A 13,331-nucleotide genomic window follows, 5' to 3' on the forward strand; every position below is an offset into this window, starting at 1 on the left:
GAGAACCCTTTGATGTCACCCGTTTCCAACAAGATCGCGCTCTTCATCGACGGCGCCAATCTCTATGCAACCGCAAAGACACTCGGCTTCGACATCGACTACAAGCGCCTTCTCAAGGAATTCCAGAGTCGCGGTACGCTAGTGCGGGCGTTCTACTACACGGCGATCATCGAAGATCAGGAATATTCATCGATCCGTCCTTTGATCGACTGGCTCGACTATAATGGCTACACCGTCGTCACCAAGGCGACCAAGGAATTCATAGACGCCAGCGGCCGCCGCAAGGTGAAGGGCAATATGGACATCGAGCTCGCCGTCGATGCCATGGAGCTCGCCGAGCACGTCGATCAGATCGTGCTGTTCTCCGGCGACGGCGATTTTCGCTCCCTGGTTGAAGCCGTGCAGCGGCGCGGCGTTCGCGTCACGGTGGTGTCGACGATTTCGAGCCAGCCGCCGATGATCGCCGACGAGCTGCGCCGCCAGGCCGACGTCTTCACCGATCTGGTCGAACTGCAATCGAAGCTCGGCCGTGACCCCTCGGAGCGCCCGGCTCCGCGCGAGCCGCGTCATCACGCCCCGCAATTCCTGCAGCGCGCCACCACCATGGCGCCGCGGGCCGCCGGCGACGACGATTTCGAAGATTGAGAATGATCCGCTGCACTGCTAGAGCCCGGTTCTGGAATCAGAACCGGGCTTTGGCTTTTGTCGTGACGCGTTTTCTTGACACCATCCGGTATCCGCTGCGCTCGAAAACGCTATGGTCGTAGATGGCTAGCGTCGCCGCCCTTCCCGCAACCGAACCCGACCGCAACTGCCCGCTCTGCCCGCGGCTCGCCGAATTTCGTGGGCAGGCGCGCCTGCGCGAGCCGGGCTGGCACAATGCTCCGGTGGCCTCGTTCGGCGATCCGAAGGCCCGGCTATTGATCGTGGGGCTCGCACCGGGCCTGCAGGGCGCCAATCGCACCGGACGCCCCTTCACCGGCGACTACGCCGGCGACCTGCTCTATGCGACCTTGCTGGAACATGGCTTTGCCAAAGGCAGCTATCAGGCACGGCCCGACGACGGGTTGCGGCTGGCCGACTGCCGGATCAGCAACGCGGTGCGCTGTGTGCCGCCGCAGAACAAGCCGCTGCCGGTCGAGATCAACACCTGCCGGCAATTCCTGATCACGACCATCGCCGGCATGCCAAAACTTCGCGCCATCGTGGCGCTCGGGCGCATCGCCCATGAATCGACGGTGAAAGCGCTGGGGCTGCGAAACGCCGCGGTGCCATTTGCGCACGGCGCCGTGCATACGGCCGGCGCGCTCAGGCTCTACGACAGCTATCACTGCTCCCGCTACAACACCAATACGCGCGTGCTGACGCCGGAAATGTTTCGCAATGTGTTTGCGAAAGTAAGGGCGGATCTGGATTCGTAGCGTGGGCAAAGGCGCGCTTGCGCCGTGCCCACCATCTTCATCGAAACGAGCATGGTGGGCACGCTTCGCTTTGCCCACCCTACAAGATCAAACCCGGTTTTCCTTCAGCCACGCCAGCACGTCGCCGGCATTCCGGTCCGGCGGAAACACCGGATAGAACACGTGGCTGATGCGCCCGCCATCGATGATCAGCGCCAGCCGCTTGATCAGCGTCAGCCCCGCCACCTCCATGGTCGGCAATTTCAAGGCGCGGGTCAGCGTCAGCTTCTCATCCGACAGCACCGGGAACGGCAGATGCAGCCGCGACGCCATTTCGGTCTGGTAGATGTTGCATTGCGTCGACAGGCCGAAGACGTGCCTGGCGCCGGCCGCCTTCAGATCGGCGAACAGATCGCGGAACGAGCAGGTCTGCGGCGTGCAGCCGCGCGCGCCCGGGATCATGTCCCAATCATCGACCAGACTGATCTTGCCGGGCTCGCCGGTGCGGGGATAGGCGAATACGACGACCCTGCCCGGCAACGCCGACAGCGTTACCGAATTGTCGTCGGTCGCCATCAGGCTGAGCGGCGGGATCGCCAAGCCTACCAGATGGGCGGCTGCGCCATCATCCGACGGCGCCGGAATCTTGCTCCAGTCGACTTCCAGCAGATTTTTTTGATTCATTTCGGTAACTCTCCAACGGCTGTCATTGCCTGCGACAAACGCGAAGCGTTTGCGCAAGGGAGCACTTGCGACGAAGCAATCTATTCTTCCTTGGCCGCACGATGAATTGCTTCGCTTCGCTCGCAATGACGGAAGACATTAGGTAGCCGCTACCCCCGCGCCCGCAGCAAGCGGCCTTTTTCCCGGCCCCAGTCGCGTTTCTTCTCGCTCTCGCGCTTGTCGTGCAGCTTCTTGCCCTTGGCCACCGCCAGCAGCAGCTTGGCGCGGCCGCGCTCGTTGAAATAGAGTTTTAGCGGAATCAGCGTCATGCCGTCGCGATCGACCGCGCCCATCAGCTTGTTGATTTGCTTGCGGTGCAGCAGCAGTTTGCGCGGCCGCTTGGGCTCGTGGTTGAATCGGTTGGCCTGCAGATATTCGGGGATATTGGCGTTGATCAGCCAGATCTCGCCGTCCTTGGTGTCCGCATAGGACTCCGCAATGGTGGTCTTGCCGTTGCGAATTGATTTCACCTCGGTGCCGGTCAGCGCGATGCCGGTCTCGATGGTGTCCTCGATCGCATAGTTGAACCGGGCCTTGCGGTTCTCGGCGACGACCTTGATCGGGCGCTCGTTCTTCTCGGCCACGTTAGCTCTTCTTGAGGAGATCGCGGATCTCGGTCAGCAGCTCTTCCTGGCGCGTCGGCTTCGGCGGTGCCGCGGGCGCGGCCTCATCCTTGCGCTTCAGCGTGTTCATGGCGCGAATGACGATGAACAGCACGAAGGCGATGATGACGAAATTCAGTGTCAGGGTCAGGAAGCTGCCCCAGGCCAGCACGGCGCCCTGCTTCTTGGCATCGGCCAGATTGGTCGCCGTCACCGACTTCGACAATCCGGTGAAATAATTGGAGAAGTCGAGACCCCCGGTGATCGCACCGATGATCGGCATGATGACGTCGCCGACCAGCGAGGTCACGATGGCGCCGAAGGCCGCACCGATAATGACGCCGACGGCAAGGTCGACCACGTTGCCCTTCATCGCAAATTCGCGAAATTCCTTCAACATAGTCGGTTTCCTTCGTGCATCAGGCGAAGTGAGAGGCCGGCCTTAGTTGATCAGGCCGGCATGGACCATGGCGTCGCGGATCACCTTGCCGGTTGGCGGCGTCACATTCATCAGCGGCAGACGCACTTCTTCTTCCAGCCGTCCCAACAGCTTGAGGCCATGCTTGGCTCCCGCGAGGCCCGGCTCCTTGAAGACGGCATCGTGCAGCGGCGTCAACCGGTCTTGAAGCTTCAGTCCGGTGGCGAAATCGCCCTTCAGGACGGCCGTCATCAGCTCGGCGCACAGTTTCGGCGCCACGTTGGCGACCACCGAAATGCAACCATGTCCGCCCGCCGCCATGTAGGCCAGCGCCGTCATGTCCTCACCGGAGAGCTGGATAAAATCCGGTCCCATCGCATGGCGCTGTTGCGACACCCGGGCGAGATTGGCGGTGGCGTCCTTGACGCCGGCGATGTTCTTCAACTCGAACAACCGGGTCATGGTCTCGACGGACATATCGACGACGGAGCGCGGCGGGATGTTGTAGATGATGATCGGGATGCCGATCGCGTCATTCACCGCCTTGAAGTGCTGATACATCCCTTCCTGGGTCGGCTTGTTGTAATACGGCGTTACCACCAGCACGGCATCGGCGCCGGCCTTCTCGGCGTGGACAGCCAGATCGACGGCCTCGCGCGTGGAGTTCGAGCCCGCCCCGGCGATGACAGGCACGCGCCCCTTTGCCTCCTCGATACAGATCTCGACCACACGGTGATGCTCAGCATGGCTCAGCGTCGGGCTTTCGCCGGTGGTACCGACGGGAACGAGACCGTGCGAACCCTGCTCGATTTGCCAGCTGACGAGACCGCGGAACGCCGCCTCGTCGAGCGAACCGTTCTTGAATGGCGTGACCAAGGCGGTGAAGGATCCCTGGAATTTTGTCTTGGCTGCCATGGATTTCCTCCCAACGCGTTCGTGACGGCACGGCTAAAAATGACCAGCCAATTCATATCGGGTCTGGCGATCTGGCGAAAGGGCCGAAGGATATGACCACAGGCCTTTGTTTTTGACGCATTTTCCGGCCGCGAGGCGCAAACGTTCCCGGATCGAATCCGGAAGACTCGAAAACGCCGCAGCCGCGATTTTGCCGTGGTGTTGGCGCAAACACTCCGGGCCGCGACGTTTTTAGCATTTTGTCCACATATTCAATCAAATAGACCTAAGGCTTGAGCGATTGAGTGATTCGCCGCCGCAGAGGAAATCCGTGACCCGCTCCGCCCGCGCAGCCGCATTGCGATCGACCGCACTGGCGACAGGTCTGGTGATGGCGGTCGGGCTATCTGCAATGTCGGTGGAGGCCTGGGCCCAGCCGAAAGTTCCATTGCCGAAGCCGCGTCCGATCGCCCGCAACGTGGTCCCCAAGACCACCCCTGCAAGTGCCACCCCTGCAAGCGCCACACCTGCAAGCCTCACACCTGCAAACCCGACGGCTGCGATCCCGACGCAACATGCTGCGCCCGCAACGACGGCTCCCGCCGCGCCAATTCCAGCACCGGTGCTGGCGCCTGCGACGCGCCAGCACGCCGCCCTGCCCGCCACGCGCAAGCCCGTGACCGCCGCCGCGGTTGCCGCGACGTCGTCGACCTCGCAGTCCGACAAGGACGCGCTGGAGAACGTCATCGAGCTCATTCGAAAGCGCAAACCGGGGGATGCGACGCAAGCACAGGCCGCGATTTCCGATCCCGTCGCCCGCAAGCTTGCGGAATGGGTGATCCTTCGCAGCGATGACAATGGCGCTTCGGTCGAGCGCTATCGCACTTTCGTTTCGGCCAATCCGAGCTGGCCTTCGCAGACCTTCCTGCGCCGGCGCATCGAGGCCGCGCTGTGGGACGACCGCCGCGACGACGCCACGGTGTGGTCGTGGTTCGAAAACGAATCGCCGATCTCCGCCAAGGGCAAGTTCGCGCTGGCGCGGGTGATGATCGGACGCGGCGATCGCGCCAATGCGGAACGCCTGGTGCGCGATGCCTGGCGGCACGACGGCATGTCGGAGGACACCGAAAACGCCGCGCTCGATCTGTTCGGCGCCCTGCTGACGGCCGGCGATCACAAGGCGCGGATGGATTTTCTGCTCTATGGCACCGAGCAGGAAGCCGGCGGCCTGCGCGCTGCGAAGCGGCTGGGTGCGGGCCACATGGCCTTGGCCAAGGCGCGCATCGCTGCCAACAAGAAGGGCTCGAACCTCCGGGCCTTGCTGGACGCGGTGCCGCGCGAACTGCACGGCGATCCCGGTTACACCTTTGCCAGGATCCAGCTGCTGCGTCGCGAGGAGAAATTTGCCGAGGCCGCCCAGCTGATGCTGAGCGCGCCGAAGGATCCGGGCCGCCTGCACAATCTCAACGAATGGTGGATCGAGCGGCGGCTCCTGGCGCGCAAGATGATGGACGTCGGCGAACATCGCAACGCCTATCTGATCGCGCGGGATGCCGCCCTGCCCTCGCGCGACATCTACAAGACCGAGCAGGAGTTCACCGCCGGCTGGATTGCGCTGCGCTTCCTCAAAGACCCAGCGGTGGCCGCCCAGCATTTCGCGCGGATCGGCGTCGGCAGCGTGAACCCGACCGCGCTGGCCCGCGCCGGCTATTGGCAAGGCCGTGCCGCGGAAGCCGCCGGCCGCGCCCAGGAGGCCCGCGCCGCCTACACAAGGGCTGCCGAACAGTCGACCAGCTATTACGGCCAGCTGGCGCGCGCCAAACTTGGATTGCCGCAGATCGAACTGAACGGCGTCCCCCGCGGGCGCGGCGCCGAGCGGCTCGAGATCGTGCGCGCGGTGCAATTGCTCTATGAGCTCCAGGAGCGCGAGCTCGCCATCCCGATTTTCGGCGACATGGGCGAGAACGGCGATCCTGACGCGCTGGCCGGGCTCGGCGAGCTGACCGCGCGCTACACGGATGCACGCGGCATGCTGTTGCTCGGCAAGGCCGCCCTCAATCGCGGCCTGCCGTTCGACCACTACGCCTATCCCGTCAACGGCATCCCATCGTTCAAGCAGATCGGCCCCGAGGTCGAGCAAAGCGTTGTCTACGCCATCTGCCGGCAGGAAAGCGCCTTCAACCAGGCCGTCGTCTCGCCGGCGCAGGCCTACGGGCTGATGCAGGTGACGCCGGACGCCGGGCGCTATGTCGCCAAACGGGCCGGCGTCAGCTTCGACCTCAACCGGATGAAGACCGATCCGGTCTACAACGCCGCAATGGGCGCCGCCGAGCTCGGCGGCCTGCTCGAGGACTATCGCGGCTCCTACATCCTGACCTTCGCCGGGTACAATGCCGGCCGCGGCAGCGTCAAGAAATGGATCGAGCGCTATGGCGATCCGCGCGACCCCAAGGTCGACGCGGTCGACTGGGTCGAACAGATCCCGTTCTCCGAAACGCGAAACTACGTGCAGCGGATCATGGAGAACCTGCAGGTCTACCGTGCGCGGTTCGGCGGCGGGACCAGGCTTCAGATCGAAGCCGATTTGCGGCGCGGCTCCAGCGTCGAGTAGCGCCGTCGCACGAGCGTGCCCCCGGGGCGGTCTTGCCTACTGCTGCCCGCTCCGAATCCTCCGTTTCGCAACGTTCGGTTTGCTCGTTTGGGCAAAGTAGGGATTGCGGTCGCAAAAGGCGTAGCGGCCCGACGCGGTGTCCAGACACTGCTGGTAGGTATCGAAACTGCAATCCCCCACCGAGCTAACGTAATTGGCGCCCTTGATGCAGAACGGATAGTCCCGTGCCTGGGCTGAAGCCGTCCTGATGCCGGTCGAAACGGCAGCAGAAAGCGCGACGGCGATCGAGAACAAACAACGCATCGTGTGTCACCTCTGAAGGGTGGTCTTTCTTGAAGCCCGGGAAATGGCTTCCGGTAACATCCGACCGACCGGCACCCTACATCAGGCACCCGATCGCGCCACTTGATGCTCGCGTCAACTTGTCGTGGCGCGAGCAAACCTCGCGCAATGTCTTGCCGAACAAAGCAAAGCCCCCGGCAGTTTCCCGCCGGGGGCTCGCTTAGACGTTGATCAGACGAACTGGATTACCAGTTGCGCTGAGCGCGGAGCAGCATGCTGACGGTGTTCTGGTCCTTCAGCTCGTACACAGCTGCCGGCTTCGCGATACCAGCCTGGGCTGCGGGAGCAATCAAGCCAACAAACTTCTGGTCGAGATGGGTATAGGTAACATCCGCCGAGAAGGTCAGGCCCTTCACAGGCGTCCAGCGAGTGATGAGACCGAGCTGGGCGACGTTGAAGTCCGGGTTACAGGTGGTGATACCCGCAGCGCCTACGAGGCCTGTGAGAGCGCCGCCGGGGCCGCAGAGCAGAGCAGTTCCGCCGTTACCATACTTAAGCTGGGCGTAAGCTCCGTAAAGCGACGAACTCCAGTAGGGATCCCAGTTGTGGTTGAAGGCACCGCGCATACCCCAGGTCTGAACCTTGGAAATGCCGGTTCCCAATCCGAAGATCCCGTCAGCTACTGCAGCGAGGCCAACGCTCTGATAGGCGCCCGGTACACCGGTGCCGCCGTACATCGCGAAGCCCTGCGGAGCAAGGTTCTGGAAGTTATAGCGGGTTGCACCGTCGGTGTAGACCGCCTGGATGTTGATCGTGTCGCCGGGGCCGGTCGGGATGTTCTTGATCTGCAAGGCACCCTGGACAGCCCAGCCCCACGTGTCGCTGGGATGACCGGTGGGTTCAGTGGCACCGTAGTAAGCAGCATGAATGTTATGCCCCACTGCCGACAACTGGACCATACCCCAAGCCTGATCGGCCTTGAGCACGCCGATGATATCCGGAACCCTTGAGCCGCCGATATCGCTGGCACCGTAGCCGCCACCTGCGAAGGCTGCGGGGGCGACGAGGCCTGCACTCGTGTTGATCACGTTGGCCTGAGAGTACTGGGTCTGATCCTGGAGCGACACGGTGCCCGAGATACCGTTGCCGAACTGAGCGGTGTAGGTGAACTGGTTCACACCAGTGACCATGCCGCTGCCGCCGACGAGACCGTCGAAGTTGTTGCCCGGATAGTTGTTCCAGGGAGCGTCGAACTGCGAGATCGTCTTACCCATCGTGAACCCAGCGAACTGGATGAACGCATGGTAGACGCCGAGTGAACCGCCCGAGAGACCGCCGTCAGACGGGTTGCCAACGCCACCGAAGCCGCCGGCCTGCGCAGCGCCAGAGTAGAACGTGCCGCCGAGGCCGTTACCGGCGTAGGCGCCCGACGTCCAGGAGAACGTCGCATCGAAGTAGGTGCGGAGGACGCCGTATTCGGTCGCCGTGCGCGTATCGATGTTCAGGTCCTGGCGGGAACGAGCGGTGTAATAGTTCGACAGGCGATTTTGAGCGCCGGCCTGGGTCTGGTAAGCACCGCCGAACACCGAGTTGGTGCCGAGCGCCACTTCAACGCGCAGGTAGCCACCCAGCTTGATGCAGGTGTCCGTGCCGGGGATGTAGTAGAAACCAGCACCGTACAGGGAGCAGATCCTCACGTACTCGACCGCTTTGGCCTTGACGGGAAGATCGGCAGCCTGAGCTCCACTCATGGCGAGGAGACCCGCCGCTGAGCCGAGAATAAGGCTCTTAACCATCTTCATGATAACCTCCAAGTTGCTCTGTAGGGAAGGTTCCGGATCCGCCGGGTGCAAACACCCTAAGGTTGGTTCCCTTAATCCCATGAAACCCGCTTAGTCGCTTCGCGCCTTCGGACCACTCCCGCTTAACGCGAGGGACTTAAGCGAACCACCTAACGGGACGACCTCGGGATGCCCCCCTCCGTCGCGTGATCACAATTACCGAGGACTTCTGCACACGCAACAAAGGAACCGCTTCCAGACGCATGACTCAGCGCCTTTTCCAGAGGGTGTTGCACAAATAACACGCGGACGTGATCGGACTTTCTCCGTAACTAATTGTTTCAAATAGACATTTTTTAAAAGTTCCATTTGCCTCCCGAATTGTTGCTGGCGGCCGGCCGGCGGGCGGTTTTCCCTCCTCGGGCATGTCGCAGCGTCGAATCGAGCACCCGAAATCACCGAATCCCCGTCAGACCGTCACACCCGTGGTGAAACGTAGAATCGGCGAAACGACCGCCGTAATGCCCGTTCGCCGCCATATATCCATCGCAACCATATAAAGGCTCAGAGGCCGCGGGTGTCGCATTACCGGAACGGGTGCGGCCACGAACAGCTCTGCGGAACCGCCCCAGGATTGCAAAAGTCCCTATTACCTGGCGGCCGAAACGCGCCTTTACCTTTGCGGCTAACCCGCCTCATCAGAATCCGCGGTGGGTGGCGCCGAATCGCTGAAAGCGTGTCGCGTGAATCAACGGATCCCGCATTTTGAAGACGTCAAAGCCAGCACGCGCGCGAAATGATCCCAAAGCCGGCTTTATTGAACGGACGCCGCCTGACCGCCTGGCCGCACGGGGGCTTCCGAAGCCCTCAAGGAAGCCTCTCAAACCGGCGCCGCTAGATGCGAATTGGCGTACCAGCCGTGCCGGGAGGCGGCAGCGTCGCTAAATGGCCCCGGCGTAACCTGAATCTGCCGCTTGCGGCCCGCCCCCGCGTCGGGCATATCCGCCCTTACGGAGCTGTGGCCGAGTGGCTGAAGGCGGCGGTTTGCTAAACCGTTATAGGGTTGTAAAGCCCTATCGAGGGTTCGAATCCCTCCGGCTCCGCCACCCGCCTTCGCTTACGCTTCGGCGCGGCGTGCCGCGGTGAAGCCCAAGCGAAGGCGGTTGCCGCCCCATAGCTGCGAAACGGCAACGGCAGGCTGGTTCGAACGTTCTCCCCTCGCCGCCTTGCTCTTGCTTCGACAACACACTTGCATCCGTAAAAAACGATCATGCGCCAGTCTTAGACCGGCACTGATTGACGGATATCATCACCCCGGATGAACGCGAACAACGAGCCTCGCAAATCCGCCCTCTATCTGCTGCTGCCTGCCATCCAGATATTGGGGACGATCACTTTCATCTGGCAGGCAATGCCTGAGTTCAGGCAGGTCGCAATCAATCCCGGCGAGCAGTTGCCGCGTGACGGCTGGTCCGATCTCATCTCCTTCAGCCGTCTATGCGTGATGCAAATCGCGTTCTGGTGCCGTGAGCGCTGGGTTCCGATTCCTTTTCGGAGTCCGAACGTCGCCAGAAACCGCCAACGAAAAAACCCGCCGGATGAGATCTCCGGCAGGCTCAAGTCAGGGTTAGCAACACGTTGCGAAAAACAACGCTGCGAATAATCATCGCGCGTGCGCATCGGTCCGGGGGATAGCCAGCCTCATATCTTGTTCCGGGCGCAAACTTTACAGGAATGGCTCAAGCGGCTGAAAGTGCTGCTTCGGCTCACCAGGATGCTGCAATCTTTCTTCCCTATGCCCGGGAACAAGTGGCAATTCTTGGCGTTATCCCGCGTCTGAAAGACACGGACATAGGACCCCTAAACGGCTTCAGCGCGCTTCCCCCCCGTGCGCTGAGGCCGTTCTTTTTTTGAGGCTTCGCCGCGGCAGCAACCAGCGTTGTCGTCAGCTCGCCGCCTTGACGACCTCGATCCCACCCGGCCCGCGGACGTCTCATAGGTTAAACAGTTGCGGATTGCTCGTGACGTATTCAGCCCAAAGCTCGCGCATCATCCGCCTTACGTCCTCAGCCCTGAAGCCGCTTCCATTCGGATGTCTGTTTGCGAGTTGACCTGAGCGTTCGATTCCCGAAAAGGGATCGCCCGGATATGGCGTGAAGGCTGCGTCGGTCGGCTTATGCACGATGCCTTGCGGAGTGATATTGAACTGGTCGCGCCTGACTAAAGTGCTCTCCATTGTCGACGTCCTGCGGCCAACAGGTCAAAGGCCTGAACGATACCTTGCAGGGAAAAGCGAGGAAGTGAGGATAAGTTCCTGGCGTTCGGATCAGTCGAAAGCTGCACGCTGAGTGCTGCCATCCCATCGGTTGATAACGAACGCAAACGAGTGCGAGTACCAATCGTTCCGCGGCCACTGATTTTGAATGAGCCGGCGCAAATCAAAAACGCCGGGCAAAGAAAAACCCTGCCGATCACAGGGACTAACCTGCCCAATTGCCACTTGTTCCCGGTCTAGCGAGCAAGCCGCGGCACGGCGACCGCCCCGCCACGTCGTGTGCGGCGGGCTGTCGGCTTCCTCTGGCCCGCTGGAACATTTGATCTTCTGTTCTGTTCTCCAAGAACTGTTTAAACCCTGGAGGATGAAATGAAGACTCTCGTCACTGCCGCTCTTTTGAGTGTTGCCGTAATTAGCACCCCGGCTTATGCCCAGACCGCTCAGCCTGCTGATCGCGCTGCCCCGGCCGCGACCACCAGCCCGGCGGCTTCCAACACCAAGATGATGCTCAAGGGAAACTGGCGCGCGTCGAAGCTCATGGGCCTCGACGTCTACAATGAAGCCAATGAAAAGTTGGGTGATGTCAACGAAATCATCCTGGACAAAAACGGCAAGGTTAGTGCTGTCGTTATCGGCGTCGGCGGCTTCCTGGGAATGGGCGAGCACGACATCGCCGTTTCCATGGACAAGTTGAAGTTCATGGAAGAGCCCGCCCGGACCGCGTCAACCGCTCCGGCGACGACAACCGCTCCGGCGACCACGCGTGATAGCACTACCGGCGCGGCCACAGCTCCCGCCCCCGCGCGCACGGCCGGCGCCAATGATTGGGTACCCGATCATGCCGTGATGAGCGGCACCAAGGAGCAGCTCAAGGCGATGCCGCAGTTCAAATATTCGGATTACAACTAGGCTCGAAATTGAGGGGGCCCATCCTGGGCCCCCTTTTTCTTAACGATGATCACGGCCGGGGGACTTCCGCCGCTGCGCGGCTACGTCATTTTCTCCGGATCCTGTCCGGATAACGACAAACGCTAACTTCGGGGGCTGGCCGGGGGCGTCGTCGACGTTTGTGGCGGCGCGGGCTGGAGTTCGCCAGTCCCGTGGGGCACACAGGTGCCCACGTTGCTTAACAGCCGTTTGGCTTGCACGTCACGTGCTCTGGCATACTCGCGCCGACGCTCGAAGTTGACGGCAGCCCCGCGGTCCCAAGCCTCGAATGCATCAGCATAGTGCTTGCGCATCTGTTCTTCCGCGGCGAGACACTCGGAGAACTTCTCGAACACCAGGTTTGTATTCACGGGGGTGATGCCGCCGACCAGGACCACGAGCATCCATTTCATCATCCGCGCCCACGCTGTTGCCCTGCACACAACAGCGAGAACCCTGTTAAGTTCCAGCATTCGGGAACAAGTGGCAATGGCCGGCGTTGAACGTTCCGTCTGGAGGATACCGGACATATGGAAACGGCCTCAGCGTCCTAACCCCGAGGCTGGGGCCGTTTCTGCTCGCCTCGGTGCTGGGGCGTCGCCGACTTCCTGGCGTCCCCGGCCGGCGCGGATTTGTTTGCCTGGACGGGATTCGCAATTTCGGCGACGCGACAAGGCATGCGGTCGTCGACGAGCACCCGGACGGTGCTCACATTTGAACCTTCCAACCCTCACGCGTCACTCATCCCGTAGGTCTTCGTGGCCGAAGGGAGAGTAAACTTGCCAAATTCGCCGTTCGAGACGCTTGCGATCGCGGACGTGGTTGACCGGTTGGGACTGGAAAGCCATTTTTCGTACCACGACTATGACGACGACGGCCGCAGTATCCGTCACTATGCCGAGGACGCCATCATTGAGGGTGACCTCGACCTTGATGCGCTTTTTTGGAATGGTGTCGCGGGCATCTGGGCCGAGAAGGATTTGATCGTCAACGGCACCCTCTTCAATTGGGAGATCGATACGCCGGCCTGCTTCCTTGCTGTCGGCCGCGACCTGCGCTGCAAGAACCTGGTCGCGAGCAGCGCCGACATCAGGATCGCCAGGGACGCGCGGATCGATGGTGTACTGAGTTCGACCTACAATCACGGCTTTATCGAAGTCGGCCGGAACGTCCACGCAAGGTACTTCGTCATTGATGATCACACGACCATCGTGCGCGGGAACGCCGACGCACGCGGCTGGAAAGACGCCGAGCACGTCGAGGTCGCGCTGCCGGTGAGTTCCTGGATCGCGGAAGTTCGGCCCGAGTTCAAGGCGGAGTTCTTCGACGCCGACGGTGGCATGACCTGCCCCAACGGCAATGTCGAGCTGGTGCAAGCGCTGCTCGGAGGACGAGAGATCCTGCGCAACCTCTAGCGG

The 13,331-nt window shown here is 61.8% G+C and carries 14 protein-coding genes and 1 tRNA gene; 7 read left to right on the top strand and 8 right to left on the bottom strand.

The genetic code is table 11. The features are described 5' to 3' along the window. Positions 1 to 12 precede the first annotated feature (12 nt). Together JQ597_RS07995 and JQ597_RS08000 are read left to right on the top strand one after the other, a co-directional pair. Positions 13 to 645 carry a LabA-like NYN domain-containing protein gene (locus JQ597_RS07995; RefSeq protein WP_192733620.1) on the top strand — a complete coding sequence of 211 codons (633 nt, stop codon included), beginning with the start codon at positions 13 to 15 and terminating at the stop codon, positions 643 to 645. A gap of 122 nt (positions 646 to 767) precedes the next feature. After that, on the top strand, positions 768 to 1,421 hold the full coding sequence (locus JQ597_RS08000) for a uracil-DNA glycosylase (protein WP_212263660.1): 654 nt from the start codon (positions 768 to 770) through the stop codon (positions 1,419 to 1,421). An 87-nt stretch (positions 1,422 to 1,508) separates the two neighbouring features. Here JQ597_RS08000 and JQ597_RS08005 read toward each other — a convergent pair whose 3' ends face one another. The 4 genes from JQ597_RS08005 to dapA all read right to left on the bottom strand — a co-directional run bounded on the left by JQ597_RS08005 (position 1,509) and on the right by dapA (position 4,058). Next, positions 1,509 to 2,084, bottom strand: a complete 576-nt coding sequence (locus tag JQ597_RS08005; protein WP_212263661.1) for a peroxiredoxin — start codon at positions 2,082 to 2,084, stop codon at positions 1,509 to 1,511. A gap of 149 nt (positions 2,085 to 2,233) precedes the next feature. Further along, positions 2,234 to 2,707: an SsrA-binding protein SmpB gene (gene smpB, locus JQ597_RS08010; protein ID WP_027537130.1), complete on the bottom strand. Its 474-nt coding sequence runs from the start codon at positions 2,705 to 2,707 to the stop codon at positions 2,234 to 2,236. A 1-nt stretch (position 2,708) separates the two neighbouring features. Beyond that, positions 2,709 to 3,125: a large conductance mechanosensitive channel protein MscL gene (gene mscL, locus JQ597_RS08015; RefSeq protein WP_212263662.1), complete on the bottom strand. Its 417-nt coding sequence runs from the start codon at positions 3,123 to 3,125 to the stop codon at positions 2,709 to 2,711. Positions 3,126 to 3,167: 42 nt separating this feature from the next. After that, positions 3,168 to 4,058 (bottom strand): 4-hydroxy-tetrahydrodipicolinate synthase, encoded by an 891-nt coding sequence (gene dapA, locus JQ597_RS08020; protein ID WP_212038330.1) that lies wholly within the window; start codon positions 4,056 to 4,058, stop codon positions 3,168 to 3,170. 370 nt (positions 4,059 to 4,428) lie between these two features. Here dapA and JQ597_RS08025 point away from each other — a divergent pair, with 370 nt between their 5' ends. Continuing rightward, the gene (locus JQ597_RS08025; protein ID WP_212263776.1) at positions 4,429 to 6,648 is read left to right on the top strand and encodes a lytic transglycosylase domain-containing protein; all 2,220 of its coding nucleotides are present in this window, start codon (positions 4,429 to 4,431) and stop codon (positions 6,646 to 6,648) included. Positions 6,649 to 6,684: 36 nt separating this feature from the next. Here the strand turns inward: JQ597_RS08025 and JQ597_RS08030 are convergent, their stop codons facing one another. Together JQ597_RS08030 and JQ597_RS08035 are read right to left on the bottom strand one after the other, a co-directional pair. Then, a complete protein-coding gene (locus JQ597_RS08030) occupies positions 6,685 to 6,951 on the bottom strand; it encodes a DUF3551 domain-containing protein (protein ID WP_212263663.1) in 267 nt (88 codons plus the stop codon). Between the two features lie 224 nt (positions 6,952 to 7,175). Continuing rightward, positions 7,176 to 8,732, bottom strand: a complete 1,557-nt coding sequence (locus tag JQ597_RS08035; protein WP_212263664.1) for a porin — start codon at positions 8,730 to 8,732, stop codon at positions 7,176 to 7,178. Positions 8,733 to 9,723: 991 nt separating this feature from the next. On the opposite strand from JQ597_RS08035, the gene JQ597_RS08040 reads away from it, so the two are divergent. Then, a tRNA-Ser gene (locus tag JQ597_RS08040) sits at positions 9,724 to 9,817 on the top strand. 212 nt (positions 9,818 to 10,029) lie between these two features. Continuing rightward, positions 10,030 to 10,374, top strand: coding sequence for a hypothetical protein (locus tag JQ597_RS08045; protein ID WP_212263665.1), 345 nt, complete (start codon positions 10,030 to 10,032; stop codon positions 10,372 to 10,374). Positions 10,375 to 10,704: 330 nt separating this feature from the next. On the opposite strand, the gene JQ597_RS08050 is transcribed toward JQ597_RS08045, so the two are convergent. Then, positions 10,705 to 10,947, bottom strand: a complete 243-nt coding sequence (locus JQ597_RS08050; protein WP_212263666.1) for a hypothetical protein — start codon at positions 10,945 to 10,947, stop codon at positions 10,705 to 10,707. Between the two features lie 408 nt (positions 10,948 to 11,355). Between JQ597_RS08050 and JQ597_RS08055 the strand changes: the two genes are divergently transcribed. Beyond that, a complete protein-coding gene (locus JQ597_RS08055; protein WP_212263667.1) occupies positions 11,356 to 11,895 on the top strand; it encodes a PRC-barrel domain-containing protein in 540 nt (179 codons plus the stop codon). Positions 11,896 to 12,017: 122 nt separating this feature from the next. Here the strand turns inward: JQ597_RS08055 and JQ597_RS08060 are convergent, their stop codons facing one another. After that, positions 12,018 to 12,326 (bottom strand): hypothetical protein, encoded by a 309-nt coding sequence (locus JQ597_RS08060; RefSeq protein ID WP_212263668.1) that lies wholly within the window; start codon positions 12,324 to 12,326, stop codon positions 12,018 to 12,020. A 366-nt stretch (positions 12,327 to 12,692) separates the two neighbouring features. Between JQ597_RS08060 and JQ597_RS08065 the strand changes: the two genes are divergently transcribed. Next, positions 12,693 to 13,328: a hypothetical protein gene (locus JQ597_RS08065; protein WP_212263669.1), complete on the top strand. Its 636-nt coding sequence runs from the start codon at positions 12,693 to 12,695 to the stop codon at positions 13,326 to 13,328. Positions 13,329 to 13,331 lie beyond the last annotated feature (3 nt).

Origin of the sequence: Bradyrhizobium sp. AUGA SZCCT0177 (assembly GCF_018130125.1) — a bacterium.
Taxonomy (GTDB): Bacteria; Pseudomonadota; Alphaproteobacteria; order Rhizobiales; family Xanthobacteraceae; genus Bradyrhizobium.

What these genes read in the sequence shown, in the direction of transcription:
- JQ597_RS08050 (WP_212263666.1), bottom strand. Translation starts at nt 10,947, where the DNA reads ATGGAGAGCACTTTAGTCAGGCGCGACCAGTTCAATATCACTCCGCAA.
- JQ597_RS08000 (WP_212263660.1), top strand. Translation starts at nt 768, where the DNA reads ATGGCTAGCGTCGCCGCCCTTCCCGCAACCGAACCCGACCGCAACTGC.
- JQ597_RS07995 (WP_192733620.1), top strand. Translation starts at nt 13, where the DNA reads ATGTCACCCGTTTCCAACAAGATCGCGCTCTTCATCGACGGCGCCAAT.
- mscL (WP_212263662.1), bottom strand. Translation starts at nt 3,125, where the DNA reads ATGTTGAAGGAATTTCGCGAATTTGCGATGAAGGGCAACGTGGTCGAC.
- JQ597_RS08055 (WP_212263667.1), top strand. Translation starts at nt 11,356, where the DNA reads ATGAAGACTCTCGTCACTGCCGCTCTTTTGAGTGTTGCCGTAATTAGC.
- JQ597_RS08060 (WP_212263668.1), bottom strand. Translation starts at nt 12,326, where the DNA reads ATGAAATGGATGCTCGTGGTCCTGGTCGGCGGCATCACCCCCGTGAAT.
- JQ597_RS08025 (WP_212263776.1), top strand. Translation starts at nt 4,429, where the DNA reads ATGGCGGTCGGGCTATCTGCAATGTCGGTGGAGGCCTGGGCCCAGCCG.
- JQ597_RS08045 (WP_212263665.1), top strand. Translation starts at nt 10,030, where the DNA reads ATGAACGCGAACAACGAGCCTCGCAAATCCGCCCTCTATCTGCTGCTG.
- JQ597_RS08005 (WP_212263661.1), bottom strand. Translation starts at nt 2,084, where the DNA reads ATGAATCAAAAAAATCTGCTGGAAGTCGACTGGAGCAAGATTCCGGCG.
- JQ597_RS08030 (WP_212263663.1), bottom strand. Translation starts at nt 6,951, where the DNA reads ATGCGTTGTTTGTTCTCGATCGCCGTCGCGCTTTCTGCTGCCGTTTCG.
- JQ597_RS08035 (WP_212263664.1), bottom strand. Translation starts at nt 8,732, where the DNA reads ATGAAGATGGTTAAGAGCCTTATTCTCGGCTCAGCGGCGGGTCTCCTC.
- dapA (WP_212038330.1), bottom strand. Translation starts at nt 4,058, where the DNA reads ATGGCAGCCAAGACAAAATTCCAGGGATCCTTCACCGCCTTGGTCACG.